Genomic DNA, 25,711 nt, shown 5'->3' with positions numbered 1-25,711 from the left:
AAGAAGCCAGGCATGCCGGAGACGAACCCCCGCGATTCATCATTCGGGCGATCCTTTGCCCGCGTGGGCCCGCGGATGGACGCCCGTGGGGCGGCGGAGCACCGTCGGCGCCTCGTGGAAGCGGCGTACGGCGTCGTCGTCGAAATCGGAGCGGGCTACGGGGCCACCTTCCCGTTCTACCCTTCCGCGGTAACGGGCGTGCTGGCCCTCGAACCTGATCCCACGCTCCGGGGGTTGGCCCGCGCTGCTGCCAGCAAGGCGCCGGTGCCCGTCACCGTACAGGACGGCGTGGCGGAAGCGCTGCCGGCGGCGGACGCCTCGGTGGACGTGGTCGTCTCCAGTTTGGTGCTGTGCAGCGTGGCGGACCAGGCGGCCGCCCTGGCGGAAGTGGTCCGGGTCCTGCGGCCCGGCGGCGTGCTGCTGTTCTATGAACATGTCCGTTCGGCGCACCGGGTGCTGGGGGCCGCCGAAGACCTGCTCACACCGTTGTGGAGCCGCGTGGCATCGGATGCCACCCGAACCGGGACACCGCGGCCGCGATCGCCGTGGCCGGCCTCACCGTGGAGGGCCTGGAGCGCTTCGGCTTTTCGGCCCTCCCCGGCAACCCGCGGCTGGCCCACGTCCTTGGGGCGGCGAGCAAAGCCTGAGCCCGCCGCCGGCGTGCCGTTCCGTTCCGTTCCGTCCAGAGCGTCTCCGTCCCAACCTCCCGCCACGCGTTCCGGGCTCAATGTTCCCGGCCCAACATTCCCGGGACGGCACGCAAAAGGACGCGCCACGCGAAAGGGACGTCCGCCACTATGGCGGACGCCCCTTTCGGCGATGCTCTCCGGGCGGACCCGGCCTTGGTGGCTAGGCCTTTTTGGGAGGCAGGGCCAGCTTGAAGATCTTGGCCCATGTGGAGCCGACCTGCTTCAGGAGCGGGCCCGTGGTGTACGGCAGTCCGTAACGCCGGCAGATCTCCTGCACCTTGGGCGCGACTTCCCCATAGCGGTTGGACGGCAGGTCCGGGAACAGGTGGTGCTCGATCTGGTGCGAGAGGTTGCCGGTCATGAGGTGCATGAACTTGGAACCGGAGATGTTGGCCGAGCCGATCATCTGCCGCACGTACCAGTCACCGCGGGTCTCGCCCTCGACCATTTCCTCGGTGAAGGTGTCAGTACCTTCGGGGAAGTGGCCGCAGAAGATCACCGCGTGCGCCCACACATTGCGGACGGCGTTGGCTGTCAGTGTGCCGTAGAGGGCCTGCTTGCCTGAACCGGTGAGCATGGCGACGGCGGGCGTGGCGGCGTAGTCCTTGGTGAACTGCTTGAGAGCCTTGCGGCCGAGGGCCTTCAGGTCCCGGACGAGGGCTTCCTTGGATTTCCTGCCCTCCTTGAAGTCCTGGAGTTCGAGGTCGTAGATCGCGATGCCCCACTCGAAGACGGGGGCCAGGAGCGCGTTGTAGACCGGATTGCCCAGGTTGAACGGCGTCCACTTCTGCTGGGGATCCATGCGCAGCAGGTTGTATCCGACGTCGTTGTCCTTGCCGATCACGTTCGTCCAGCGGTGGTGGAGATCGTTGTGGGTGTGCTGCCAGGAGCGCGCGGGGGTGACGAAGTCCCACTCCCACGTCGTGGAGTGGATGTCCGGGTCCCGCATCCAGTCCCACTGGCCGTGCAGGATGTTGTGCCCGAGTTCCATGTTTTCCAGGATCTTGGCGAGGCTCAGCAGGGAGGTGCCGGCGACCCAGGCGGTCTTGTTCTTGCTGACCAGCAGTGCGGCGCGGCCGGAGATTTCCAGGCCTCGCTGGATTTTGATCATGCGGCGGATGTAGGCGGCGTCGGAGGATCCGCGTTTGGCGAGGATGTCGTCCTTGATGGCGTCAAGTTCGCGGCCCAGCTCCGCTACCTGCTCGTCAGAGAGGTGCGCGGCAGCCGGCGGACGCACCAGCGGACTGCCGGACTCGGCAAGGGCGCCTGGCCGCTTCTTCGCGGCCGTGCGCACCTTTGCTGCCGCGACATCGACGGCTGAACCGCCTACGGCGGGGGTGTTCGCGTCGGGGGTGTCGGCGTCGGATAGATCAGGCGTGTTGGAAACAATCGTCATACGGTAATACTCCTCAGAGGTCGAGGTTAACGGGGCCGGCGGCTGCCGACACGCACGTCTGGATTAGTTGGCCCGGTTCGCCGTGCACTTCGCCTGTGCGAAGGTCGCGGACGTGGCCGGCCCGCAGCGGGATGAGGCAGCTGTGGCAGATGCCCATGCGGCAGCCGCTGGGCATCAGGACTCCGGCGTCCTCGCCGACATCAAGCAGCGGGGTGTCGCCGTCGGCCTCGACTTCGCGGTCGGAGGCCTCGAAGGTGACCAGGCCGCCGTCGTGCCCGGCACCGGCGGCGAGGCTGGTGGTGAAGCGTTCGATGGTCAGGGTGCCCGGCCGGACTGCCGCGGCCGGCGCGGCGTCCTCGGCTTCGGCCTCCCAGAGCGCCTCGGTGTCGTTGAGGAAATCCTCCGGACCGCACGCGTAGGCGGCGCGCTGGCGCCAGTCCGGGCACAACCGGTCCAGATCGGCGGCGGAGGTGAAGTCCAGCCGTCCGCGGTCCCCGGTGAACCAGTGCGTGACGCGGAAGTTGGGGAACTGGTCTGCGAGCTCGGCGAGTTCCTCACGGAAGATGGCGTCCGCGGCGGTGCGGGCCGTGTGGATGAGGACGACGTCGGAGTCGGGACGGTGCGGCACGAGGGTGCGGATCATCGACATCACGGGGGTGATTCCGCTGCCCGCGGTGAGCATGAGCAGCGGGCGCGGGTGTTCCGGCAGGACAAAGTCGCCCTGCGGGGGCGCCAGGAACAGGATGTCGCCGGGTTTGGTGCCGCGGACAAGAGCGCCGGAAACGGCTCCCATGTCGGTAACCGTGATGGCCGGATCCTGCCCGGCGGGGGCGCTGAGCGAATACGACCGCCAGTGGCGGACACCGTCGAGCTCGACGCCGATTCGGGCCCACTGGCCGGCAAGGTGCGCTTGCCAGCCGCGGCCGGGGTGGAAGAAAATGGTGGCGGAATCGGCCGTTTCTGGAACCACCCGGGTGACTACGCCACGCAATTGGCGTGCGGAGAACACAGGGTTGAACAGCGACAGAATGTCTTCTGGAGCTAGGGGGGTGGTCAGTAGAGATGCGGCGCGCGCCAGCTTACGGAGCCGGATCATTCATTAACCATATGTCAGTTTGCGCCATACTTCTTCACCCAAGGCATACGATCGACTGTAGAAAACTATCCCGCCGCAACAACTCGTTGGATTGTCTATGAACGCCTCCCCTGTCCGGGAGCCCGCCGGCTCCGCTCCCGCCTACGATCCGCCGTGGCTGGCGCTGCCCCGGGAGGTCAGCGACATGCTGCGGCCCAGGATGCCCGGCATCGTCGAGGCCATCATCGAGGCCGTCCCGCAGCTTGTTCCGGCGTATGCCAGGCCGATTGAGGGGCGGTTCGGCCGCGGCCTGAGGAGGGGTGTGGCCGCGGCGCTGGACCGGTTCCTGCAGCTGCCCGGGACCCGGCTGCCGGCGCTGTCCCAGGAAAGCCGGGATCTGGTGGCCGGGCTGGGCAGCGGGGAATTCCGGCAGGGGCGGAGCATGGACGCCCTGCTGAGCGCCTACCGCATGGGTGCCCGCGTGACCTTCCGGGAAATGTCCCGGGTCTCGGTGGAGCACCATCTGGGCCAGGGCGTCGTGGTGGACCTGGGGGAATCGATCCTCGCCTACATCGACGAGCTCTCGGCCGTGAGCGCCGAGGCCTACGCCTTCGAACAGTCCGAACGCGCCGGAGCGGTGGACCGCCGGCGCACCGAACTGCTGGACCTGCTCCTGCTCGGCCAGGCCGACGAGGCGGCCCTGCGCCAGACGGCGGCGATGGCGGACTGGTCCCTGCCCCAGCGCATGGCGGTGGTGACCCTTCCGCTGGACCGGGCAGCCGGGCTGCGGCTGCGGCTCGGCCCAGGAGCCTTGGTGATTGAACGCGAGACCGACGTCGTGGCCCTGGTGCCGGCGCGGAAGTCGCAGTCTGCCCGGGAGGAGCTGGACCGCGCCCTGAAGGGGCGCGGAGCCTCCGTGGGGCCCTCCGGTGGCTGGGAAAAGGTCCCGGATTCACTGCGGCTGGCCGTGCTGGCTGCCGCGGCGCTGCCGCCGCGCGAGGGGCCCGAGGACCCACCGATCTGGGCTGACGAGCACCTGGCGCAGGTGGTTCTCGCAGCGGAGCCCTCGGCGATTACCGAGCTGGCCAACCGCCGTCTGGCACCGCTGGAAGGACTCCGGCCGGCGCAGCGGGAGCGGCTTGCCGAAACCCTGCTCTCCTGGCTGCGCCACTGGGGCCAGCGGGCCCCCGTGGCCGCCGAACTCGGGATCCATCCGCAGACCGTCGGTTACCGGGCGGCGCAGTTGCGCGAGCTCTTTGGCGACGCCCTCGAGGACCCGACGGCGCGCTTCGAGCTTGAGCTGGCCCTGCACGCCGGCCGGCGGTAGGCCGCTTACCCGGCGAGCGCCTGCCGGCTGTGGAGCCGCAGTTCCAGGTCATGCATCACGAGCGCCGCCAGGTCCTCCAGCGCGGAGGTGTCCTCATCGCTGAACTCGCGGGGCTCACGGTCCAGGATGCAGAAGGTGCCCAGGTTGTAGCCGTCCGGAGTGCGCAGCGGCACCCCGGCGTAGAACTGCAGGCCGAAATCGCCCGCCACGAGCGGATTGGACAGCGTCCGGGGATCCTTGGTGGCATCCTGGACAATCCAGGCATCGCCCTGCAGGACTGCGGAGGCGCACAGTCCGGGATCGCGGCCGATTTCGCTGACATCCGTGCCGTGGTGGGCCTTGAACCAGATACGGTCATAGTCCACCACGCTGACAATCGCCACGGGCACCGAGAACATGCGTGCGGCGAGCGCCGCGATGCGGTTGAAGGCTCCGTCTGCCGGGGTGTCCAGGATCCGGTACCGCTCGACCGCCTGCATGCGCCCGTCTTCATCGGTCAGCAGAGGAGCCGCGTCCCGGCGGTGGCGCCCGGCGCCGTTGATGACTTCCTGCCGCAGGGCCAGGGACACTTCCCGGGCCGGCGGGCGGGCCGCCGGATCCCTGTCCAGCATGGAGGTCAGCAGGGCCACCCACATGGGCGCGAGCCCTTCGGGGATGTCCGGGTCGTTGAGTAGGCGGGCCAGCGCGGACTGGACCGGCGCGCCGGGGTAGGCCATCTTCCCGGTCAGGCCTTCCAGCAGGACCAGCCCCAGCGAATAGACGTCGCTGGCGGGGCCGGCCGGTTCTCCGGCGGCCTGTTCGGGGCTCAGGTAGGCGGGGGTGCCTGAGCTGTCGTCCGGGTCTCCGTGGTGGCCTTTGCGGATGGTGATCGCCACGCCGAAGTCGCTGAGTTTGGCGCGCGGACGTCGGTCCTCCACGCTGTAGTCCACAAGGAGGATGTTGGCCGGTTTGACGTCCCGGTGGATGATGCCGTGGTGGTGGATGTGTGCCAGTCCGTCGGCGAGATCGTGTCCGATCAGCGCCATGTGGGCTGCGGACAGCGGTCCCTCGGCCGAGCGGCGGCGGAGGTCGGGGCCGCGGACGAGTTCCATCACGAGGTAGCTGAGCTTGCGGTCGGGGTTGCTCAGATCCGTCCCGGCATCGAACAGCGTCACGAGGGCATGGTGGGCCATCCCGGCGAGGATCCGCACTTCGTCGTTTTGCCGGCGGATGCGTTCCTCCTCCACCGCATTTTCGTACACGGCGCCGTCTTTGAAGAGCTTGACTGCCACTTCGCGTCCCAGGACCTCGTCCGTGGCACGGTACACGCTCGATTGGCTGCCCCGGCCAATGAGTTCTTCGATCCGGTAACGCCCGCTCAGCAGAAAACCGGGGTCCATGGTTATTGTCAAAGGTTTACGTGGTCCCTCTAATGGGGCCCGCCGGTGAGTATCGGGCGGATCAGTCCAAAGCCGGAAACCGACCCGGCGCCCGCATCATTAGCAAGGTTACTTATGATAACGCGGAAACCGGATTCCGGAAGACTCTCCAGGGAATCTTCCGGCACCGGCGCGTTGCCGCTATTTGGCGGGGTTGTGCGTGCCGATCGGAACCAGGGTGAGGTCCGGGTGGTTCTTTTCGATCCGGCGCAGGGCCCAGACGTCGTTGAACAGGGCCAGGTATTCCCCGTCGGACCGCAAGAGAACCTCCGCGCCGGGCACGTTGGCCAGCGCAGGCATCGCATCCGCCGTCGAAATCCGGGCCAGGGTATACGGGAGCCGCTCCAGCCGCATGGGCGCGCTGAAGTCGTGCGCCATGCGGTCTTCAACCACCTCGAACTGCATGGGGCCGACGGCGGCCAGAACGGGCGCCTGGTCGCCGCGGATGTCGGAGCGGAGCACCTGGATGACGCCCTCGTGCTCGAGCTGTTCGATGCCGCGGCGGAACTGCTTGAACCGGCTGGGGTCCTTGGAGCGCGCCACCTGGAAGTGTTCCGGGGCGAACAGCGGGATCGCGGGGAACTCCACGGGCTGGTCCAGGAACAGGCTGTCCCCCACGCGGAGGGAGGAGGCGTTGACGAGGCCCACGACGTCGCCCGGGAAGGCTTCATCGATAACCTCGCGTTCACGGCCGAAGACCTGCTGGGCGTACTTGGTGGCGAAGGACTTTCCCGTCCGGCCCTGGGTGACCACCATGCCTCGCTCGAACATGCCGGAGCAGACCCGGATGAAGGCCACGTGGTCGCGGTGGGCCTTGTTCATGCCGGCCTGAACCTTGAAGACGAACCCGGCGAAGGGGGCATCGACGGGGCGGGGCTCGCCGTCGACGTCGGGCCGCGGCGCGGCCGGCGGGGCGAAGTCGACAAGGGCGTCGAGGATTTCCTTCACGCCGAAGTTGAGGGCTGCAGAGCTGAAGAGGATCGGCGTCGCTTTGCCGGCATGGAAGGCCTCGACGTCGAACGCGAGGTTGGATTCGATGACCAGTCCTGCCTCGTCCACCGCGTTGGACCAGTCGTCGCCCTGGCTGGCGGCGGCCTCGTCCGGGGTGAAGTACTCGGTGAGGGCGATGTTGGCACCGGCGTTGTTGCGCTTGAACTGCGCGAAACGGTCGTTGCGCAGGTCCCAGACGCCGCGGAAGTCGCCGGAGATGCCCACGGCCCAGGTCAGCGGCATCGGCTGCAGCCCGGTGCGCTCGGTGATCTCATCCATGAGGGCCAGAGCGTCCAGGCCCGGCCGGTCCCATTTGTTGATGACGGTGATGATGGGCAGGTTCCGCTGCTTGCAGACCTCGAAGAGCTTCATCGTCTGGGTTTCCAGGCCCTTCGCGGCGTCGACCAGCATGACGGCGCAGTCCACGGCTGCCAGCACACGGTAGGTGTCTTCCGAGAAGTCGGCGTGGCCGGGAGTGTCCAGGAGGTTGATGACGGTGTCCCGGTAGGCGAACTGCAGCGCGGCCGAGCTGATGGAGATGCCGCGGTCCTTTTCCATCTGCATCCAGTCCGAGACCGTCTCCTTGCGGTTGGCCTTGCCGCTGGAGGCACCGGCCGTGCCGATCACCTTGGCGTGCAGCGCGAGGGCCTCCGTGAGGGTGGATTTGCCGGCGTCGGGGTGCGAAATGACCGCGAAAGTCCGGCGCCGGGCCGCCTGCTTGTGAATCTCCTGGACTCGGGCGGGGCTGAGGACTTCTTGAGACACGATGCTACTTTCGCTGCGGCTGTGGACGGGTCACGGCGCGGAGAGCCCGCGGTACACCCAAGGATCCAAGTTTATCGCAGGCCGTGGACCCGCACGAAGTGGCGGCCAAACACCTGTACCAACACCGCGCAGGGCACCACGCGCGGCGGCCGCCCGGCTGGACCAAAGTGCCGCCGCCGACGGGACCCGCGACAGCCATTCCGGGGGCTTCGCGCGCACGTCGCAATGGACCACTTTAAGGCTTGCCTGTGCGGAAGTGGCTCTGCTTTACCCCTATCATGGGGAGAGCGGGGAACTGAGTACTTTTGATCCTGCCGGTGGACCCTGGAAACCGGCGTACCTGCGGGCCAGTGCCCGCACCTTTGAAGGGAAATCTATGGCTCGGAGCCCTGAAGATTCGCTCAAGGCGACTCTGGCCAGAGTGGCACCGGGCACCGCCCTACGAGACGGTCTGGAACGCATTCTCCGCGGACGCACCGGCGCGCTGATTGTGCTCGGCATCGACCGGACCATCGAGTCCATCTGCTCGGGCGGCTTCGAGATCGGTATCGATTTCTCCCCCACGCGGCTGCGCGAACTGGCCAAAATGGACGGCGCCATTGTCTGCGACAAAGATGCCAGCAATATCCTGCGCGCGGCGGTCCAGCTCGTCCCGGACTCGAGCATCGAAACCCAGGAATCGGGCACCCGGCACCGGACCGCGGAGCGGGTGGCCATCCAGACCGGAGTCCCTGTCATTTCGGTCAGCCAGTCGATGCAGATCATCGCACTGTACGTGAACGGGCTGCGGCATGTCCTGGAGGGCTCGGAGAAGGTCCTGGCCCGCGCCAACCAGGCCCTGGCAACCCTGGAACGCTACCGCTCGCGCCTGGACCAGGTGACCAGCTCGCTCTCAGCCCTGGAAATCGAGGCCATGGTGACGGTCCGAGACGTCGCGGTCACGCTGCAGCGCCAGGAAATGGTACGCAGGATCTCCGAGGAAATCTCCCAGTACGTCCTGGAACTGGGCGAGGACGGCCGCCTGCTCTCGCTGCAGCTCGACGAGCTCACCGTGGGACGGGGCCCGGGCAGCGACGTGATCATCCGCGACTACTCCGGCCCGGCGGCAACCGCCGAGGACATTGAGAAGGCGGTCAAGGCCCTCGTGAGCCTGGGCCCCACCGAGCTGATCGATCTGGGCAAGATCGCAGGTATCGTCGGCTTCGCCGGCGGCGAAGCGAACCTCGACGCCGTCGTGCAGCCGCGCGGCTACCGCCTGCTCTCCGGCCTCAAGGCCGTGCCGAAGGCTGTCGCCGACCGCCTGGTGGACCACTTTGGCGGCCTGCAGTTCCTGATGGCGGCAACGATCGATGACCTCATGACCGTGGACGGGATCGGTGACCAGCGGGCCAGGACCGTCCGGGAGGGCCTGAGCCGCATGGCCGAGGCCAGCCTGCTGGACCGCTTCCTCTAGCCCGCCCAAACACCCGTCCAACACCCGTCGACGGGAACTAGTTGAGCTGGAATACGGCCTTGTCGCTGGTCTTGTTCGCCAGCCGGGCCGTGAAGACGTAGTAGGCGCCGCCGGCTCCGGGCTTGGCGGCGACGGGTTCGCAGCCCTGCACCGTGCGGTTGCGCTGCCACGGGAAGTTCGCGGTCTCGCTCTTGCCCGGCGCGATGGTCTTCATCAGGTCAGTGCTCTCCGCCTGGCAATCCTTGGACGAGAAGATCCGGTCCGAACCGCTGGTGATCATGTATTCCATCTGCGACGTCCCGATGTTGACCGTGCACGGCACCTTGTTGTTGTTGGTCACTTTGAGGGTTAGCAGCGGCTTCTCCCCCGCGGCATAGACCTGTTGGTCGGTGGCGGCCGTGACGATCAGCAGATTCTGCTCGCAGCCATCGCCCGATGTTGTGGGGGTGGGAGTGGCCGACGGGTCCTCCGAAGCCCCGGGGCTCCCCGACGCTGAGGCTGTTGGCTGGTTCGACGCCGCGGCACCTGCCCCGGACGGCTCGCCCGACGGCGCCGTTCCCGCTCCGGAAGGCTGACCTCCGCCCAGGGCGTTGGAGACAGCGGCAAAGCCGCCGAAGGCGACGGCGAGGACGATTAGCAGGACCACGCCCGCAAACAGCCGACGTCGGCGGTACACCGGGCTGAGCGGACGCCGTCCGGGCCTTCCGGCGGATTGGCCTCCGCCGGGTCCTTTCGGCCGTGAACCACCCGTTGCTGAACTGCCTTGCCTGACCATTCTTCTAGCCTAGAGAACCCTGCGGGCTATGGCGTCCGACCACGCCGCGGGACCCGCAGCCGTCCGGATCGGTTCGCCGGATCTATTACGCTGAATGGATCGAAACTCTAACCCACACCCCTTCCGTCGATGCCGTGGCGCCACCCGGATCCCGGGCCGCCGGGCCGCTTCCCTCCGGCGAGCTTGCCGCCGGCGGGCTGGCCGTTGCCGCGGATCTGCCCGCCCTCCACACCGCGCTGGATGACTGGTTCGCGTCCAACGCCAGGGAGCTGCCGTGGCGGGCGGCGGAGTGCACGCCTTGGGGCGTGCTGGTCAGCGAGGTCATGCTCCAGCAGACACCGGTGGTCCGGGTCCTGCCGGTCTGGGAGCAGTGGCTGCGCCGCTGGCCGGAGCCGTCCGCCCTCGCCGCGGAGCCCGCAGGGGAAGCCGTCCGGTCCTGGGGCCGGCTGGGGTATCCGCGGCGCGCGCTGCGCCTGCACGCGGCCGCCGTCGCCATCAGGGACAGCCACGCCGGGACGGTCCCCGGCGCCTACACCGAACTCCTGGAACTCCCGGGCGTGGGCAGCTACACAGCAGCCGCCGTTGCCGCCTTCGCCTTTGGCCGCCGGGAAACGGTGGTGGACACCAACATCCGCCGGGTCCATGCACGCCTGGTCTCGGGCTCGGCGCTGCCGTCGCAGGCCCTGACCGCAGCCGAAATGCGGCTGGCGGCATCGCTGCTCCCGGAAGACCCGGCCGCCTCGGTCCGCTGGAACGCCTCCGTCATGGAACTCGGCGCGATGGTCTGCACGGCCCGGGCCCCCAAGTGCGGGCAGTGCCCGGTCCGTGACTCCTGCGCCTGGCTTGCCGCCGGCGAGCCGCCGCCGACGTACACGCCAAAGGGCCAGTCATGGCATGGCACGGACCGGCAGGTGCGCGGCGCTGTGATGGCTGTCCTGCGGGTGGCCGAGGACCCCGTGGCGCCGGAACTGTTCCACCGGGCCCCGGCGGACCTGGGCTTCGAACCGGATGGAATCGGGATTCCGCTCGCTGCCCTGCACCGGCTCAATGCGGCTCCCGAACAGCTGGAACGCGCGCTGGCCGGCCTGCTGGGAGACGGGCTCGCGGAACTGCACCAGGGCGGCTTCCGGCTCCCTGCCTGAGGATCTACGCTGGAGCATGCGCAAGCTGGCGGCTGTGGCCGCTCTGGCCCTCACCGCCGTCCTGGTCACCTCGTGCCGGCCGGAGGCCGTTTGTCCGGCGATCGCGCAGGCGCCGGTGGTGTCGTTGACCGTGGACCGGGAGTACGCCCCGTCCGTGAAGACCATCCACCTGTTGGCCTGCCAGGACGGCCGCTGTAAGGAAGCGGACCTGGAACTGGTCCCGGGGAGCGTCGCCGTGGACCAGGGCTGCAAACCGGGCCCCTCGGGCCTCGACGGCGTCTGTTCGGCCACGTCTTCCCCCGACGGCACCCTGACCGGGATGCTGATGATGGAGACGTTGACCGCCAACCGGATCGAGGTGACGGCCACGGGCACGTCCAACACCGAGGCCCCACTGCCGGCACGGACTGCGGCTTTCACACCCCGGGTGGCGCATCCGTTTGGAGAGCAGTGCGGAAGCTTCATCACGGCCCACGTGGTGCTCGACGCGGCCGGCCTTCGGCCGTCGCCCTAGCTCATATTCCCCGGACTCCGAGGTGCCCGGCCCGGACATCTCTCCGCGCCCGGGCTACGCCCGGCCTGACAACGGCTACGGCTCGCCGAACCCCGAGCTGACGAGGCGCTCCAGATAGCCCACCGCTTTGGCGGCGTCCGGGCCGCTGGCCTCCACGTGCAGGACGGTTCCCTTGCCGGCGGCAAGCATCATGAGCTCCGTCATGGAGGCCCCATCCGCCCCGTTGACGGTGACGTCGGCATCCATGGCGGACAGTCCCCCGGCGATCTTGGCTGCCGGCCGGGCATGCATGCCGGCCAGGTTGACGAGCTCGAAGTCCCCCGTGGCGTCCGGCGGCTGCTGGTGCACGTGTTCAGCCTCCGCGGGGTGGACCGGGGGCCGGTAGACGGCTTCGGCGGCGTCCTTCACCGCCGCTGCGTCGGCCCCCGTCTGTGCCGCCACCGCTGCGGCCACGAGTCCTTCGACCAGGGGTGCGTCCGCGAGCAGCACGGATTCCGGATCCGCCGCGAACTCCGCTGCGGACTCGGCCGTCATCACGGCGGATCCGAGGTCGGTGAGCACCACGACGCCGTCACCGGCGGCCTGTTCGAGGGCCGCCATGACCTTCTCCAGGCTGGTGCCGATCCGGCCGTCGTCGGTGCCTCCGGCGGGGAGGATGAGGACGTCAGGCGCCATTTGCGCGGCGAGTTCGGCGGCGCCGTCCGCGATTTTTGCACTGTGCGAGACGACGACAAGCCGGACTGTCATTCGGCTGCTCCGGCCGCGGCGCGCAGGATCAGTGCGCTGGAGACCGCTCCGGGGTCGCGGTGGCCGATACTGCGCTCCCCCAGGTAGCTGGCACGGCCCTTGCGGGCGAGCATCGGATCCGTGGAAACGGCCCCTGCCTCGGCCGCTTCCGCCGCGGACACGAGGACTTTCCGGACGTCGCCGTCCCCTGCCGCGGCAGCGGCCGCCTCGATCGCGGGCGTCCATGCGTCAACCATGGTCTTGTCCCCGGACTCGGCCTTTCCGCGGGCGACGATTCCGTCGCGGGCGGCCTGCAGTGCCGTGGCCAGGGTGGCGGCGTCGACGTCGGAAGTGTCTCCCAGCGCGGTGGCGGCCCGCAGGAATGCCGTGCCGTACAGCGGGCCGGCGGCCCCGCCGACCTTGGACATCAGCGTCATGGCGGTCAGTTTCAGGGCCGCGCCCGGGGTTTCCGGCGGCGCCTCGGCGAGCTTAACCATTACGGCCTTGAAGCCGCGGTCCATGTTCTCGCCGTGATCCGAGTCCCCGATTGGCCGGTCCAGCTCGATCAGCTCAACCCGGTGCTCCGCCATGGCCTGCGCTGACAGGGTCAGCCAGCGCACGGCCCAGCCGACATCCAGCCCCACGGTCAGACGCCCCAGCGGAGGGCCGCGGTGTGCACGGGAGCGTCCCAGAGCGACGTCATTTCGTCATCGAGGCGCAGGACCGTGATGGAGCAGCCCTGCATCTCCAGGGAGGTGATGTAGTTGCCCACGAGCGAGCGGGCCACAGTGACACCCTGCTCCGCCAGCCTCTGTGCGGCCCGGCGGTAAACGATATACAGCTCGCTCGCCGGGGTGCCGCCCATGCCATTGACGAACAAAAGCACCTTGTCCCCGGAACTCAGTCCGAGGTCGCTGACCACGGGGTCCAGAAGCCGGTCGGTGATGCCGTCGGCGTTTTCCATGGGGATTTTGTGCCGTCCCGGCTCGCCGTGGATGCCGATCCCGATCTCGATCTCGTTCTCCTCGAGCTCGAAACTGGGGACGCCCGCGTGCGGAACGGTGCAGGCGGACAATGCCACGCCCATGCTGCGCACGTTCTGGTTGACGCGGTCACCGATCGCGGCGACGGCGTCCAGGTTATCGCCGCGCTCGGCGGCGGCGCCGGCGATCTTCTCGACCAGGACCGTGCCGCCGACGCCGCGGCGGCCCGCGGTGTACAACGAGTCCTGCACGGCGACGTCGTCGTTGACCAGAACGGTACGGACCTCGACGCCTTCGGCCTGCGCTAGTTCGGCGGCGGTCTCGAAGTTGAGGACGTCGCCGGTGTAGTTCTTCACGATATGCACAACGCCGGCGCCGGAGTTCACGGCCAGCGTGGCCGGCAGGATCTGGTCGGGCGTGGGCGAAGTGAAGACGGCGCCGGGAACGGCGGCGTCGAGCATGCCCATTCCCACATAGCCGCCGTGCAGCGGCTCGTGTCCGCTGCCGCCGCCGGAGACGAGTCCGACCTTCCCGGCCACCGGCGCGTCCTTGCGCACGATGTACTTGGGGTCGGCAAAAACGGTCACGAGGTCGGCATGTGCAAGCCCGAACCCTTCCACTGACTCGTCGACCACGGCTTTGGGATCATTGATGAGTTTCTTCATGGCGGTGCTCCCTGGATGGTGTCCTGGCTGCTTGCTTAGACCCTACTACCGGGGCACGGCCGGCGGTAGGCTCCCGTTTCCCCTTGTGAGGCTTCCCGCCGGGGCTGCGAGCGCCCGTGCCGGCGGGACGGTGCCGCGGCGGGCTCTTGGGCTCCGACGACGATTCAGACTTGCGTGTCGGCCCATGCCGGAAAGTGCGGCCAGGCATCGCCGCCCAACCAGGAAAACGGCGGCGCGGCGAGACGGCCCTTGCGGGTGCGGGACGCGGCCGGCGGCCCGGAGGCGGATCCGGGGCCAGCCCGTCGTCCGCCTACGGGCGCATCGGCATCGGGCGACAACTGATTCGCAGGTTCCGGCGATGGCTGGTCCGGCGTATCGAGCGAGTGGACCCGCGGCGCTGCCGGGGCGCTGGCGGCTGTCCTGCGCATATCTTTGCTGGGCGAAGCGGAGAAATCGGGAAAAATCACGTCGTTATGCAATTTTTTGCCTCCGGAAGTATGGCGGCCCACCCCCTGGGCCGGCATCAGTTTATCCACCAAATTTATTGAATGGAAGCCCCCGTCCTGCGAGGCGCCGCGGGGTGCGGCGAGGCACTGCGGGGTGCGGCGACTGCCCGCCGCCGGCCCTAGAACGCCCGGGCCGGCCCCGGAACTGCCGGGGCAATCGCGTGGCCATGCCGGAACAGATTCTGCGGATCCAATTCTGCTTTGGCTTCGCTGAGCCGGCGGCGGGAGCCTTCCGGCCAGGCCCTGGCGGCGTCGTCGGCGGATTCGACGTGGCCGTGCATGTTCACGGCGGTGCCGCCGGTTCCAAACGGTGCCAGCGTCCGGCGGGCGGCCGCGATGGCTGCCGGGACAACGTCGGCGCTCTCGGGCATCATGACGCCCACCGCGAAGAACGACCACGCGGCGTCCCGCCCGGCCACGTGGTCGCCGTGGCTCGAAGGCGCCGCCGGGGCTGCGAGGGCTCCGCCCATCAGCCGGATCTCAGCCAGGAGGAGGGGTGCGTTGCTGTCCGGGCCGGCGACTTCCAGAAGGGCCTCCGCGAGTGCCTCGTCCAGTTCATTTAGCAGCATGCCGCCTTCGCGCACCGGGACGGGATTCTCCGGATCCAGGTGCACCGCATCGACCTGCGTGAATGGCAGCGGACCGGAGAGGTCGGCCAGGACCGGGGCCACGCCGCGCATCGGGTCAAGGAGGCGTTGGCCCTCAGCGGCAGTCCCTTGCCACGCGAACCGCAGGTGCATCACGAAGCGCCCACGCAGCAACTCCGGGATGTCCTCGAGTTCGGGCAGCCGCAGGAAGGCGAGCGAAGCCGAGGCGTCCGCAGGAAGCGCCGGCGCCCATTCACGGAAGGCCGCGAGGACTTCCCGGGCCCGTTCCCCGGGATAGAAGATTCCGCCCGCGTAGAGCTCGCCGGCCGGGAAGAGCCTGAACTCCATGGCGGTGACGATGCCGAAGTTGCCCTTGCCGCCACGCAGGAGCGCAAACAGCCGGGGGTTGTTGTACTGGTCCACGCGGTGCTGGACGCCGTCGGGCGTCACGACCTCAACGGCCAGCACATGGTCTGACGCGAAGCCATACTTTCGGCCGAGCAGCGGCAACCCTCCGCCCACGGTGTAGCCCACGACGCCGACGTCGGTGGCGGATCCGTGCAGGCCCATCAGCCCGTAGGGTGCGGCGGCGGCCACGACCTCGCGCCAGCGGATGCCGGCGCCGACCCGGGCCGTGCGCTCGTCCGGGTCGATGTCGAGGTCCAGGAGCCTGCGGGTGCTGACCAGGAGCCCGTCCGTGATGGCGTTGGCGGCACCGTGCCCCGTGGCTTGGACCGAAATCGACATGCCGCGTTCGGCGGCCCAGCGGACGGCTGCTGCGACGTCGTCGGCGTCGGCAGCGGCGAGGACCAGGTCGGGGGTGTGGCGGGTGGCGAGGTTGAAGGCCGCGGTTTCCTGGTCATAGGCGGAGTCTCCGGGGAGGTAGACGAGTCCGCGGACGCGCAGTTGGAGGGAGGTTCTTTCGTGAGCGGATGCCTGAGGGTGCATGGGGTACTTTCAGCTAGGCGGATCGCTCCCCAGCGAGCTCTTAGAAGTTTATAGATCGAGTGGATATATCGGAAGATCTACAAATCAGGCATTTTGGGCGCGCCCTACAGCTCCTTGATCATCCGGGTGTTGCCCAGCGTGTTCGGCTTGACCCGCGCCAGGTCCAGGAATTCGGCGACGCCTTCGTCATGGGAGCGCAGGAGCTCGGAATACACCACAGGGTCGACGGCGGTCTGGTCAGCCATGACTTCAAAGCCGTGCTTCTTGAAGAAATCCACTTCAAATGTCAGGCAGAAGACGCGCGACACGCCCAGGTCCCGGGCGTCCTCCAGCAGGCGCTCCACGAGCGCGTGCCCCACGCCCCTGCCGCGCCAGGCATCGGAGGCCGCGAGGGTGCGCACCTCGGCGAGGTCCTCCCACATTACGTGCAGCGCCCCGCAGCCGATCACCTCGCCGTCGTCCGACTCGGCAATCCGGAATTCCTGCAGGCTTTCGTAGTAGGCCACGGTTTCCTTGGCCATGAGGATCCGCTGTTCGGCCAGCGGCGCAACCAAGGTCTTGATGGCGGCGACGTCGCCGGTGCGGGCAGGGCGGATACGGATCGTCTCAGTCACAGCCCAATCTTACGGGTGCCCCGGGGGCCGGCCCGCGGCCGGCCCCCGGGTCCGCGGCGTCAGAGACCCAGTTCGTCAGGGACGGGGAGGTCCTTGTCCAGCAGGTGGCGGGCGAGGAAGTGCTCCACGACGCCGTACCAGACCTTGGCGTGCTGCGGCTGCAGGATCCAGTGGTTCTCGTCCGGGAAGTACAGGAAGCGGTGGTCGGTTTCGCCGTTCGCGTCGGCCGCGAGCTGTGACTTGGCCAGCAGTTCGTACCAGAGCCGGAGCCCCTCGCCGATCGGCACGCGGTAGTCCTTGTCGCCGTGGATGACCAGCATGGGAGTCCGGATGTTGTCGACGTGCAGATGCGGGGAGTTCTCCATCGCCATCTCCGCCGTCATTTCCTTGAGCCAGTACTGCGCAGCGTCCGTGGTGGGCCCGAACTGGTCCAGGGCCCAGAGGCTGGCGTGCGTGATGATGGCCTTGAAACGGTCCGTGTGCCCGGCTACCCAGTTGGCCATGTAGCCGCCGAAGGACCCGCCCATGGCGGCCGTGCGCTCCTGGTCGATGTCGGGGCGCTGCACGACGGCGTCGGTCACGGCCATCAGGTCCGTGTACGGTGCCTTGCCCCATTCGCCCCAGCCGCGCTGGATGTGGTCCTGGCCGTAGCCGGTGGAGAGGGCCGGGTCCGGCAACAGCACCGCGTAGCCGCGGGCTACCAGCAGCCAGGGGTTCCAGCGCCAGGTCCAGGCGTTCCAGGTTCCCAGCGGGCCGCCGTGGATCCAGAGCAGCAGCGGGGCCGGGTTCGCGGCGGACGCGCCCTCCGGAAGGGCCAGGTAGGCGGGCACCCGGGCGCCGTCGGCCGCCGTCGTCTCCACGCGTTCGAGGGTCCCCTTGAACTGCGGTCGCTCGGACGGCGCCTGCAAGGGGACGACGCCGCCGGAGGCGAGGTCGATCCGCACGGGTTCGGCGGGAAATTCGTAGGAGCTGCGCAGGGCGTAGGCGCTATGCCCGTCCGGTGCGACCACGACGTCGGTGTACGCGGCGTCGTCGGCTGTCAGGCGGGACACCTGGGCAGCCTGGCCCGGTCCTGCGACCGGGATCCGGAAGACCGGCGCGGCGCCGTCCTCGTCCGCGGTGACCAGCAAGGCCGATCCGTCCGGCAGCCAGGCGGCGGGGCGGGCCCAGCGGTCCCAGTCGTGGGCAAGGGGCGTCAGCGCGCCCCCGCCTGCCGGTACGGCGACGTCGAGAAGGTGGAGCTTGATCTGCGGGGCCGCAAACGGGGTGGTATCGCTTTCACTGACCACCACGAGGCTCCGGTTGTCCGGGCTGACAGGTCCCGGGTAATAGTGCATCCCGTCCGTGTCCAGCAGAGCCGTCCGGGTGCCGGTGGCGACGTCGATCGCCACCAGCACGGAGCGCGAATCGGCGTTCGCCAGCGGCTTCGTGAAGCTGCTGTAAATGGTCCTGCCGTCCGGGCTGATCACCGTCTGGGCGTCCCTGAGCCTGTTGCCGGCGTCGGGCGTCAGGTTGCGGAGCTTCAGCGGCGGCGCGGCGTCGACCGTCGTCGGCTTTCCGGACTCCAGTGGCTCTCCGGGTTCGACGGCGAACAGCCGCGGCTGCGCCGGGCCGAGGTCGGCGTCCCAGTAGCGGACGGGGTAGCCGCTGTGCAGGATCGCCGCGACCTTGTTGTCCTTGCGGGCCTTGCGGCGCTCCTCGTCGTTGTCCTCGTCGGTGGAGCCGGCGAGGACCGGGGCCGCGACCGCCAGGGTGTCCGCATCCGCGGCTGCCAGGACGCTGCTGATCCCGCCGGCGCGGGAAAAGGCCACCCGGGCTTCGCCGCCGCCGGACGGGAGCATCCAGAGGGCATTGACGGGGTCGGCCTCGGGGCTCTCCGGATCGGGACGGGCGGAGGTGAAGTAGAGGTCCCCGTTGGCTGCAAAAACCGCGCCCGCTTCCCCCTTGGCGCTGCGCGTGATCCGGCGGGCCTGCCTGGACCCATTCGGGTCAACTTCCCACAGCGCGGCGCAGTATTCGGTGCCCTTGGCGTTAAGCGTGGCCACTGTGGTAACCAGCCGCCCGCCGTCGGGGCTCAGTGCCAGACCGCTCACTCGGGGAATTGCGAGGTAATGGTCCAGGTCATGGAAAGGGGTCTCGGGTTGTTCGCTCAGGGTCACTGAGTCCTTGGCAGCCATGCACCGATTCAACACCTCCTGTGGCGTCGATCACAAAAAGTTCACTGAGAGTGAACCGGCCGTTTCAAAGTGCCCGGGTCCTTCCGGGACACACCGGCCGGTCGGCCTGCCGCCGGAATCGCAGCGTCCTTTCAGGGGGGCTTGGCATGATGGGTCCATGAACCCTGAAAAGTCCCTGCCCAGACGCTCCATGTTGCTCGGTGCGGCCGCCACGGTTGGTGGCGGCCTGGCCCTTTCCGCGTGCGCCGCCCAACCCTCGGACAGCGCGGCCCCCTCGACGGCCGCCGACGCATCGGCGCCTGCGGGCACGCCTGTCCGGGTCGGCAAGCTCAGCGAGGTTAAAGTGGGCGCCACTGCCACCGGGACCGCCAACGGAAAGACAGTCGTCATTTTCCGGTCCGCGGACCAGAAGGTCCTGGCTTATGACGCGACGTGCACCCACGCCGGCTGCCCGGTGGCCCCGTCCGGCCAGAATTTCGAATGCCCGTGCCACGGCTCCGCCTTCAAGGGCGCGGACGGAAGTGTCATAACGGGTCCGGCGCGCAGCCCCCTCGCGCCCCTGACCGCCGCCATCGACGGGGACTGGATCACCGTCACCGCCTGACGGCCACCGCCGGGCGCCCGTTGGCGCCCTGCTGGCATCACACAGCAAGAGGCCCCGCCCACTCTCTTTCGGGAGCGGACGGGGCCTCTTGCTGTGTGGCGTTGAGTTATCGCGCCTTTGGAATTGCTGCTTAGACGCTCGGAGCGATCTCCGGGATGCGCGGCTTGGCGTTGCCCGCGAACGTGAACTTCGCGTCGTCGCCCTCGCCTTCGACATCCACCACCACGATGTCTCCGGCGTGCAGCTCGCCAAAGAGGATCTTCTCGGAGAGCTGGTCCTCGATCTCGCGCTGGATGGTGCGGCGCAGCGGCCGGGCACCCATCGCGGGATCGTAGCCGCGGGTCGCGAGCAGGATCTTGGCCGCGGGCGTGAGCTCGATGCCCATGTCCTTGTCCTTGAGTCGCTTCTCGAGCCGGGCCACGAACATGTCCACGATTTCGATGATCTCGTCCTGGGTCAGCTGCGGGAAGACCACAACGTCGTCAACACGGTTGAGGAACTCGGGGCGGAAGTGCTGCTTGAGCTCCTCGGTGACGCGGGCGCGCATCCGGTTGTAGCCGGTCTGCGTGTCCGTGCCCGACTGGAAGCCGGTGGCAACGCTCTTGGAGATGTCCCGGGTGCCGAGGTTGGTGGTCATGATGATCACGGTGTTCTTGAAGTCCACCACTCGGCCCTGCGAGTCGGTCAGTCGGCCGTCTTCCAGGATCTGCAGCAGCGAGTTGAAGAGATCGGCGTGTGCCTTCTCCACTTCGTCGAACAGGACCACGGAGAACGGACGACGGCGGACCTTCTCGGTCAGCTGCCCTCCCTCTTCGTAGCCCACGTAGCCCGGAGGGGCGCCGAAGAGCCGCGACACGGTGTGCTTCTCCGAGTACTCGGACATGTCCAGCGTGATCAGCGCGTCTTCCTCGCCGAACAGGAACTCCGCGAGAGCCTTGGCGAGCTCGGTCTTGCCGACGCCGGTGGGGCCGGCGAAGATGAACGAACCGCCCGGACGCTTGGGGTCCTTCAGGCCTGCACGGGTGCGCCGGATCGCCTGGGACAGGGCCTTGATGGCCTCGTTCTGGCCGACCACACGCTTGTGCAGCTCGTCCTCCATCTTCAGCAGGCGCGAGGACTCTTCCTCGGTCAGCTTGAAGACCGGGATGCCGGTGGAGTTCGCAAGCACCTCGGCGATGAGATCCTCATCAACCTCGGAGATGTCGTCCATGCCGCCGGTCTTCCACTGGCGTTCCTTCTCGGCGCGTTCGGCAATGAGCTTCTGCTCCTTGTCACGCAGTGACGCGGCACCTTCGAAGTCCTGCGCGTCAATGGCGGATTCCTTCTCCAGCTTCATGGCGGCGATCTTCTCGTCCATGACCTTGAGCTCCGGCGGAGCGGTCATGCGGCGGATGCGCAGCCGCGCACCGGCCTCGTCGATCAGGTCGATCGCCTTGTCCGGCAGGAAGCGGTCCGAGATGTAGCGCTCGGACAGGGCCGCGGCCGAGGCGAGGGCGCCGTCGGTAATGGTGACGCGGTGGTGCGCCTCGTACCGGTCGCGGAGGCCCTTGAGGATCTCGATCGCGTGTGCAACGGAGGGTTCCTTGACCTGGATCGGCTGGAAGCGGCGCTCCAGCGCTGCATCTTTTTCGATGTGCTTGCGGTATTCGTCCAGCGTGGTGGCACCGATGGTCTGGAGCTCGCCGCGGGCCAGCATGGGCTTCAGGATCGAGGCCGCATCGATGGCGCCTTCGGCGGCACCGGCACCCACCAGGGTGTGGATCTCATCGATGAACAGGATGATGTCGCCGCGGGTGCGGATCTCCTTGAGAACCTTCTTGAGGCGCTCTTCGAAGTCACCGCGGTAGCGGGAGCCGGCCACGAGGGACCCGAGGTCCAGGGTGTACAGCTGCTTGTCCTTGATGGTCTCCGGGACATCGCCACGGACGATCGCCTGGGCGAGGCCTTCGACGACGGCGGTCTTGCCGACGCCGGGCTCGCCGATCAGCACCGGGTTGTTCTTGGTGCGGCGGGAAAGGACCTGCATGACGCGTTCCATTTCCTGCTCGCGGCCGATCACCGGGTCCAGCTTGTTCTCGCGCGCCGCCTGGGTCAGGTTGCGCCCGAACTGGTCCAGGACGACGGAGCCCGCGGGGGTGCCCTCGGCCTGGCTGGAACCGACGCCGGCTCCGGTGGATTCCTTGCCCTGGTAGCCGGACAGCAGCTGGATGACCTGCTGGCGGACCCGGTTGAGGTCGGCGCCGAGCTTGACGAGCACCTGGGCGGCCACACCTTCACCCTCGCGGATGAGGCCGAGGAGGATGTGCTCGGTTCCGATGTAGTTATGGCCCAGCTGCAGGGCCTCGCGCAGCGAGAGCTCCAGGACCTTCTTGGCGCGCGGGGTGAAGGGGATGTGTCCGGACGGGGCCTGCTGGCCCTGGCCGATGATCTCCTGCACCTGCTCGCGGACACCGTCGAGCGAAATGCTCAAGGATTCAAGGGCTTTGGCAGCAACACCTTCACCCTCATGGATCAGACCCAAGAGGATGTGTTCGGTACCAATGTAATTGTGGTTCAGCATGCGTGCCTCTTCTTGGGCAAGCACAACTACGCGACGGGCACGGTCCGTAAATCGCTCAAACATTTCGCCACACTCCTAGCTACGACGTACTTTGATGCTACGTGCCCGGGTTCCAGATTTGGGGCTTGTTCGCCACAGGGGAAACCGAAGGGTTGCGCTCCCCGGCCCGGACGCTGTCCGGATGCCACACGGATCCCGCCTGCAGCCGTCCGGACGAGCGCAGGCGCGGGACCCGGGAGACAGTCCGGCGGCACCCTCGCAGCGGCGCCGGTCGCCCCGCCGGGAGCGCCCGCGCCGCCGTTCCGCGCATGCCGCCGCCGGCATAGCAATGCCCCCGTCAGATAACGGGGGCATTAGCATTTGATGCGCAGACTTGATAGGGCCATTGATACTGGCCCTGGCACGGAGGCCCGGACTAGGAATTAGCCTTTTGGTAGGCTTCCTGAATTTCAGCCTGGATACGACCGCGGCTGTTTACCGCATAGCCGTTGTCCCGTGCCCACTGACGGATCTGGGCAGAGTCCTGATTCCGCCCGCTTGAAATTTTGGTGCGCGTGGCGCGGCCACTTGATGTCTTGCGTGCATGCCCCACAAACCGCTCCAACGCGGAGCGCAGGTCTGACGCATTGCCGGACGACAGGTCTATTTCATAGCTCACGCCGTCCAGGCCAAACCGGACAGTTTCGTCAGCGGATCCCCCATCCAGATCATCAACGAGGATGATTTTCACTTTCTGTGCCATAAATGACTCTCTTTCCAAAAGGACGAGCGTTTAGAAAAGCAGGATGTATCTGTAAAAAGTATCCTCCGGGTTACAGCAGAGAGTCAAAGCGTATAACTCCGGTCAAAGGAAACCCGCTCACAGCAATAGGGACTATTGCTCCATTCAGGGGAATTAGCCCCTGGCGGGCCCGGATTCCCGTCCCGGGTTTTGAGCTTCCGCTCGAGCGTCCGCTTCGGCCTGAGCGCGGGCTTCTGCCTGGCGCTCCGATTTATCGGCATTGAATATGGATTTCATGGCAAACCAGAAAAGCAGGCCCACCACGATGGGGGGCACCAATACGGCGATGTAGTCCATGCTCAGTGCCCTTCAGGCTTCAACAGGGGGAAGAGGATGGTCTCGCGGATGCCGGCGCCGGTGAAGAGCATGACGAGGCGGTCGATGCCCAGGCCGATCCCGCCCATGGGCGGCGCGCCGTACTCGAGCGCGCGGAGGAAGTCTTCATCCAGCTGCATGGCCTCGACATCGCCCGCGGCGGAGCGGCGGGACTGTTCGGTGAGGCGTTCTCGCTGGATCACAGGGTCGATCAGTTCGGAGAAGGCCGTGCCGCGCTCCATGCCGCCGATGATGAGGTCCCAGGCCTCGATCAAGCGGCCGTCCTCGCGGTGATGGCGGGCCAGCGGCTGGGCGGACGGCGGATAGTCGTAGACGAACGTGGGGTTGAGCAGAGTGGGCTCCACCAGCTCGCCGAAGAGTTCGACGACCAGTTTCTCGGCGTCCCAGGCGGCGTCCACCTTGACCTCGTGCTTGGCGGCCAGTTCCAGCAGTTCAGAGACCGTGGTGTCGGGGGTGACTTCCTGGCCGACGAATTCGGAGAGCCCCGGGTAAACCGCCATCCAGGCCCAGTCGCCGTCGAGGTTGATCTCCCCCGCTTCCGTCTGCAGGACCCGGCCCACGCCGGCGGCGTCGGCGGCGTCCAGGATGATCTCCTTGATCCGGTCCGCCATGACGAACTGGTCGGCCCAGGCCTCGTAGGACTCCAAGGTGGTGAACTCGGGGCTGTGGGTGGAGTCGACGCCTTCGTTGCGGAAGACCCGGCCCATGTCATAGACGCGGTCGATCCCGCCGACCACCGTGCGCTTGAGGTAGAGCTCGGTGGCGATACGCAGGGTCATCTTCTGGTCGAAGGCGTTCATGTGCGTCTCGAAGGGACGGGCCGTGGCGCCGCCGTGAACCAGTTGCAGCATGGGGGTTTCCACCTCGACGTAGCCCTGACGGTGCAGGGTTTCGCGGATGGAGCGTGTGATCGCGGCGCGGGTGTAAACCATCTCGCGGGCTTCGTCACGGACAATGAGGTCCACGTAGCGCTGGCGGACACGGGTTTCCTCGTTCAGCCCCGCGTGCAGCACGGGCAGCGGGCGCAGCGCCTTCGAGGCCATGGTCCAGGAGTCCGCCATGACGGACAGCTCGCCGCGGCGTGAGGAGATGACCTCGCCGGTGATGAAGACGTGGTCGCCGAGGTCCACGAGGGACTTCCAGTCCGCGAGCGCCTCCTCACCGATGTTGGCCAGGCTCAGCATGACCTGCAGCCGGACCGCCTTGCCGTCCAGTCCGCCCTCCTGGAGGGTGGCGAAGCAGAGCTTGCCCGTGTTGCGGACGAAGACAATGCGGCCGGTCACGCCGACGACGTCGCCGGTGGTTTCGTCGGCCTGCAGGTGGGCGTATTTCTCGCGGATTTCCGTGAGCGAGTGCGTACGCTCGACACCCACCGGATAAGCCTCGACGCCGCGTTCGATCAGCTTGGCGCGCTTCTCCATGCGGATGCGCGTCTGTTCGCTGGCATCGTGCGGCTCGGCGGCGTTGTGCGGGGCAGGGGTGTTTTGGGAAGTCACAATCCCCAAGTTTACCGTCGATTTCCACCCGGTCAGGTCCCGGTCAGGTCCCGGACAGGTCCCGGCAAGTTCGGCCGGGCGTTGACTGCGCAGTCCGGGTGCGGGAATAGACTCAGGGCTGTGGAGACGTGGACCGTGAAGACCGACGACGGCGAGGGACACCTCGAGCTGCATACGTTCCGGCCGGAGACGCCCGGGCCGGGCGGATCGGCCGCCGCGGGCGCCACAACCGGCGCTGGATCCGGCGTCGTCGTCGTGCACGGGACGCTGGTGACCGATGCGCTCTACCGGCCCTTTGCCCGAAAGCTCAGCCGGCTGCTGGGCCGGCCGGTGCACTGCTACAACCGGCGGGGGCGCGCCGGTTCCTCCCCCCAGCCGGCAGACTATTCGGCGGCCACGGAGGTGGCCGACCTCGCAGCGGTGCTGCGCGAGACCGGCGCCAGCGACGTCGTGGCCCACAGCTATGGCGGGTTTGTGGCCCTCCAGGCCGCCCGGAGCCTGCCTATCCGCAGGATGGTGACCTATGACGCGGCCGTCAGCCTTTCGGGGAACCTCAGCCGGCGCTGGCGGCCCGAGCTTGAGCGGTCGGTGGCTGCCGGCAAGCTTGACGAGGCCTGGGCCCATTTGGTGCAGGGCCTGGAGACGGCCGGCCCGGTGTCCCGGCTGCCGCTGGGCGCGCTGCGCATGCTGAGCATCGTCTCGGCGAGGACCAGCCTGGGCGCCGAAATGCGGGAACTCCTGCCCACGGCCGTCGCCGAGATGCGGGCCGTGCTGGATGCCGACGCCGAGGTCGCCGATTTCACCTCCATCACCACCCCCACGCTGATGCTCAGCGGCGGCTGGAGCCCGGCGTACTTCGCCGAGACGGGCCGCCAACTCGCCGCCGCCGTCCCCGCGCTGACCTTCGCCGTCGTTCCCGGGCAGCTCCACGAGGGCCCCATCCGGCCCGGCAACAGGCTGGCCCTGCGGGCAGCGCGGTTCCTCCTCGGCGGGCCCGGTGCTGCGTCCACGGCTACGGGCCGAGGGATAGGCAGCACTACCGGAACAATGGCTGGCGGCATGCCCGGCATCTACGGGCGCATCCCCCGGCGGATCCCCGGCCGAACGCGGCGACCCGGGCCGGACCGCTGACGGGCCGCTAGCGCGGCCTGCCGTTAGAATCGGGGGCGACCCTTTCGAAAGGA

Annotated in this window: 22 protein-coding genes and 1 pseudogene; 8 read left to right on the top strand and 15 right to left on the bottom strand. The window is 68.0% G+C overall.

The features are described 5' to 3' along the window. Nucleotides 1-12: 12 nt before the first annotated feature. Both C9424_RS21845 and C9424_RS21840 read left to right on the top strand, forming a co-directional pair. A pseudogene (locus C9424_RS21845) lies at nucleotides 13-399 on the top strand (class I SAM-dependent methyltransferase); the annotation flags it as partial. Between the two features lie 89 nt (nucleotides 400-488). Further along, nucleotides 489-647, top strand: a complete 159-nt coding sequence (locus C9424_RS21840) for a hypothetical protein (protein WP_237563263.1) — start codon at nucleotides 489-491, stop codon at nucleotides 645-647. A gap of 202 nt (nucleotides 648-849) precedes the next feature. Here the strand turns inward: C9424_RS21840 and C9424_RS03040 are convergent, their stop codons facing one another. Further along, entirely contained in the window at nucleotides 850-2,085 is a 1,236-nt protein-coding gene (locus C9424_RS03040; RefSeq protein ID WP_237563262.1) for a fatty acid desaturase family protein, read from the bottom strand. Between the two features lie 13 nt (nucleotides 2,086-2,098). Continuing rightward, a complete protein-coding gene (locus C9424_RS03035) occupies nucleotides 2,099-3,181 on the bottom strand; it encodes a ferredoxin reductase (RefSeq protein ID WP_116765465.1) in 1,083 nt (360 codons plus the stop codon). 97 nt (nucleotides 3,182-3,278) lie between these two features. Here C9424_RS03035 and C9424_RS03030 point away from each other — a divergent pair, with 97 nt between their 5' ends. Further along, the gene (locus C9424_RS03030; protein ID WP_116765464.1) at nucleotides 3,279-4,487 is read left to right on the top strand and encodes a PucR family transcriptional regulator; all 1,209 of its coding nucleotides are present in this window, start codon (nucleotides 3,279-3,281) and stop codon (nucleotides 4,485-4,487) included. A 5-nt stretch (nucleotides 4,488-4,492) separates the two neighbouring features. Here C9424_RS03030 and C9424_RS03025 read toward each other — a convergent pair whose 3' ends face one another. Beyond that, nucleotides 4,493-5,866: a protein kinase domain-containing protein gene (locus C9424_RS03025; RefSeq protein ID WP_116765463.1), complete on the bottom strand. Its 1,374-nt coding sequence runs from the start codon at nucleotides 5,864-5,866 to the stop codon at nucleotides 4,493-4,495. A gap of 180 nt (nucleotides 5,867-6,046) precedes the next feature. After that, nucleotides 6,047-7,660 carry a peptide chain release factor 3 gene (locus C9424_RS03020; protein WP_116765462.1) on the bottom strand — a complete coding sequence of 538 codons (1,614 nt, stop codon included), beginning with the start codon at nucleotides 7,658-7,660 and terminating at the stop codon, nucleotides 6,047-6,049. Between the two features lie 376 nt (nucleotides 7,661-8,036). On the opposite strand from C9424_RS03020, the gene disA reads away from it, so the two are divergent. Next, entirely contained in the window at nucleotides 8,037-9,113 is a 1,077-nt protein-coding gene (gene disA / locus C9424_RS03015) for a DNA integrity scanning diadenylate cyclase DisA (protein ID WP_091250080.1), read from the top strand. 37 nt (nucleotides 9,114-9,150) lie between these two features. Here the strand turns inward: disA and C9424_RS03010 are convergent, their stop codons facing one another. Further along, nucleotides 9,151-9,888, bottom strand: coding sequence for a hypothetical protein (locus tag C9424_RS03010; RefSeq protein WP_202615753.1), 738 nt, complete (start codon nucleotides 9,886-9,888; stop codon nucleotides 9,151-9,153). Between the two features lie 305 nt (nucleotides 9,889-10,193). Here C9424_RS03010 and C9424_RS03005 point away from each other — a divergent pair, with 305 nt between their 5' ends. After that, nucleotides 10,194-11,030 carry an A/G-specific adenine glycosylase gene (locus tag C9424_RS03005; RefSeq protein ID WP_337189807.1) on the top strand — a complete coding sequence of 279 codons (837 nt, stop codon included), beginning with the start codon at nucleotides 10,194-10,196 and terminating at the stop codon, nucleotides 11,028-11,030. A 16-nt stretch (nucleotides 11,031-11,046) separates the two neighbouring features. Continuing rightward, nucleotides 11,047-11,544 carry a hypothetical protein gene (locus tag C9424_RS03000; protein WP_116765461.1) on the top strand — a complete coding sequence of 166 codons (498 nt, stop codon included), beginning with the start codon at nucleotides 11,047-11,049 and terminating at the stop codon, nucleotides 11,542-11,544. Nucleotides 11,545-11,619: 75 nt separating this feature from the next. Here C9424_RS03000 and dhaM read toward each other — a convergent pair whose 3' ends face one another. The 6 genes from dhaM to C9424_RS02970 all read right to left on the bottom strand — a co-directional run bounded on the left by dhaM (nucleotide 11,620) and on the right by C9424_RS02970 (nucleotide 18,750). Beyond that, entirely contained in the window at nucleotides 11,620-12,291 is a 672-nt protein-coding gene (gene dhaM, locus C9424_RS02995) for a dihydroxyacetone kinase phosphoryl donor subunit DhaM (RefSeq protein ID WP_116765460.1), read from the bottom strand. Continuing rightward, nucleotides 12,288-12,914, bottom strand: coding sequence for a dihydroxyacetone kinase subunit DhaL (gene dhaL, locus C9424_RS02990; protein WP_091250073.1), 627 nt, complete (start codon nucleotides 12,912-12,914; stop codon nucleotides 12,288-12,290). Before dhaL ends, dhaM begins: the two co-directional genes overlap by 4 nt. 2 nt (nucleotides 12,915-12,916) lie before the next feature. Next, the gene (gene dhaK / locus C9424_RS02985) at nucleotides 12,917-13,918 is read right to left on the bottom strand and encodes a dihydroxyacetone kinase subunit DhaK (RefSeq protein ID WP_116765459.1); all 1,002 of its coding nucleotides are present in this window, start codon (nucleotides 13,916-13,918) and stop codon (nucleotides 12,917-12,919) included. Nucleotides 13,919-14,543: 625 nt separating this feature from the next. After that, the gene (locus C9424_RS02980) at nucleotides 14,544-15,959 is read right to left on the bottom strand and encodes an FAD-binding oxidoreductase (protein ID WP_116765458.1); all 1,416 of its coding nucleotides are present in this window, start codon (nucleotides 15,957-15,959) and stop codon (nucleotides 14,544-14,546) included. A 104-nt stretch (nucleotides 15,960-16,063) separates the two neighbouring features. Continuing rightward, nucleotides 16,064-16,573, bottom strand: a complete 510-nt coding sequence (locus C9424_RS02975; protein ID WP_116765457.1) for an amino-acid N-acetyltransferase — start codon at nucleotides 16,571-16,573, stop codon at nucleotides 16,064-16,066. 59 nt (nucleotides 16,574-16,632) lie between these two features. Then, nucleotides 16,633-18,750, bottom strand: a complete 2,118-nt coding sequence (locus C9424_RS02970; RefSeq protein ID WP_202615752.1) for a S9 family peptidase — start codon at nucleotides 18,748-18,750, stop codon at nucleotides 16,633-16,635. Nucleotides 18,751-18,907: 157 nt separating this feature from the next. On the opposite strand from C9424_RS02970, the gene C9424_RS02965 reads away from it, so the two are divergent. Continuing rightward, a complete protein-coding gene (locus C9424_RS02965; RefSeq protein WP_161958189.1) occupies nucleotides 18,908-19,354 on the top strand; it encodes a QcrA and Rieske domain-containing protein in 447 nt (148 codons plus the stop codon). A 130-nt stretch (nucleotides 19,355-19,484) separates the two neighbouring features. Here the strand turns inward: C9424_RS02965 and C9424_RS02960 are convergent, their stop codons facing one another. The 4 genes from C9424_RS02960 to lysS form a co-directional block, all read right to left on the bottom strand. After that, nucleotides 19,485-21,977: an ATP-dependent Clp protease ATP-binding subunit gene (locus tag C9424_RS02960; protein ID WP_116765455.1), complete on the bottom strand. Its 2,493-nt coding sequence runs from the start codon at nucleotides 21,975-21,977 to the stop codon at nucleotides 19,485-19,487. 352 nt (nucleotides 21,978-22,329) lie between these two features. Beyond that, entirely contained in the window at nucleotides 22,330-22,656 is a 327-nt protein-coding gene (locus tag C9424_RS02955; RefSeq protein WP_091255487.1) for a histone-like nucleoid-structuring protein Lsr2, read from the bottom strand. 153 nt (nucleotides 22,657-22,809) lie between these two features. Then, the gene (locus C9424_RS02950) at nucleotides 22,810-22,992 is read right to left on the bottom strand and encodes a hypothetical protein (protein WP_116765454.1); all 183 of its coding nucleotides are present in this window, start codon (nucleotides 22,990-22,992) and stop codon (nucleotides 22,810-22,812) included. Nucleotides 22,993-22,994: 2 nt separating this feature from the next. After that, nucleotides 22,995-24,527: a lysine--tRNA ligase gene (gene lysS, locus C9424_RS02945; RefSeq protein ID WP_116765453.1), complete on the bottom strand. Its 1,533-nt coding sequence runs from the start codon at nucleotides 24,525-24,527 to the stop codon at nucleotides 22,995-22,997. A gap of 120 nt (nucleotides 24,528-24,647) precedes the next feature. Here lysS and C9424_RS02940 point away from each other — a divergent pair, with 120 nt between their 5' ends. Beyond that, nucleotides 24,648-25,658 carry an alpha/beta fold hydrolase gene (locus tag C9424_RS02940; protein WP_116765452.1) on the top strand — a complete coding sequence of 337 codons (1,011 nt, stop codon included), beginning with the start codon at nucleotides 24,648-24,650 and terminating at the stop codon, nucleotides 25,656-25,658. Nucleotides 25,659-25,711: the final 53 nt, after the last annotated feature.

This window comes from Arthrobacter sp. H-02-3 (assembly GCF_003097355.1).
Lineage (GTDB): Bacteria > Actinomycetota > Actinomycetes > Actinomycetales > Micrococcaceae > Arthrobacter > Arthrobacter humicola.
This window is presented reverse-complemented; position numbering and strand designations above follow the sequence as displayed.

Bases quoted from the DNA above. Each gene is read 5' to 3' on its own strand.
- disA (WP_091250080.1), top strand. From the start codon at position 8,037: ATGGCTCGGAGCCCTGAAGATTCGCTCAAGGCGACTCTGGCCAGAGTG.
- C9424_RS02980 (WP_116765458.1), bottom strand. From the start codon at position 15,959: ATGCACCCTCAGGCATCCGCTCACGAAAGAACCTCCCTCCAACTGCGC.
- C9424_RS03030 (WP_116765464.1), top strand. From the start codon at position 3,279: ATGAACGCCTCCCCTGTCCGGGAGCCCGCCGGCTCCGCTCCCGCCTAC.
- C9424_RS02960 (WP_116765455.1), bottom strand. From the start codon at position 21,977: ATGTTTGAGCGATTTACGGACCGTGCCCGTCGCGTAGTTGTGCTTGCC.
- C9424_RS03010 (WP_202615753.1), bottom strand. From the start codon at position 9,888: ATGGTCAGGCAAGGCAGTTCAGCAACGGGTGGTTCACGGCCGAAAGGA.
- C9424_RS02970 (WP_202615752.1), bottom strand. From the start codon at position 18,750: ATGGCTGCCAAGGACTCAGTGACCCTGAGCGAACAACCCGAGACCCCT.
- C9424_RS03000 (WP_116765461.1), top strand. From the start codon at position 11,047: ATGCGCAAGCTGGCGGCTGTGGCCGCTCTGGCCCTCACCGCCGTCCTG.
- C9424_RS03035 (WP_116765465.1), bottom strand. From the start codon at position 3,181: ATGATCCGGCTCCGTAAGCTGGCGCGCGCCGCATCTCTACTGACCACC.
- dhaK (WP_116765459.1), bottom strand. From the start codon at position 13,918: ATGAAGAAACTCATCAATGATCCCAAAGCCGTGGTCGACGAGTCAGTG.
- C9424_RS03040 (WP_237563262.1), bottom strand. From the start codon at position 2,085: ATGACGATTGTTTCCAACACGCCTGATCTATCCGACGCCGACACCCCC.
- C9424_RS03025 (WP_116765463.1), bottom strand. From the start codon at position 5,866: ATGGACCCCGGTTTTCTGCTGAGCGGGCGTTACCGGATCGAAGAACTC.
- C9424_RS02965 (WP_161958189.1), top strand. From the start codon at position 18,908: ATGAACCCTGAAAAGTCCCTGCCCAGACGCTCCATGTTGCTCGGTGCG.
- C9424_RS02955 (WP_091255487.1), bottom strand. From the start codon at position 22,656: ATGGCACAGAAAGTGAAAATCATCCTCGTTGATGATCTGGATGGGGGA.
- C9424_RS02950 (WP_116765454.1), bottom strand. From the start codon at position 22,992: ATGGACTACATCGCCGTATTGGTGCCCCCCATCGTGGTGGGCCTGCTT.
- dhaM (WP_116765460.1), bottom strand. From the start codon at position 12,291: ATGACAGTCCGGCTTGTCGTCGTCTCGCACAGTGCAAAAATCGCGGAC.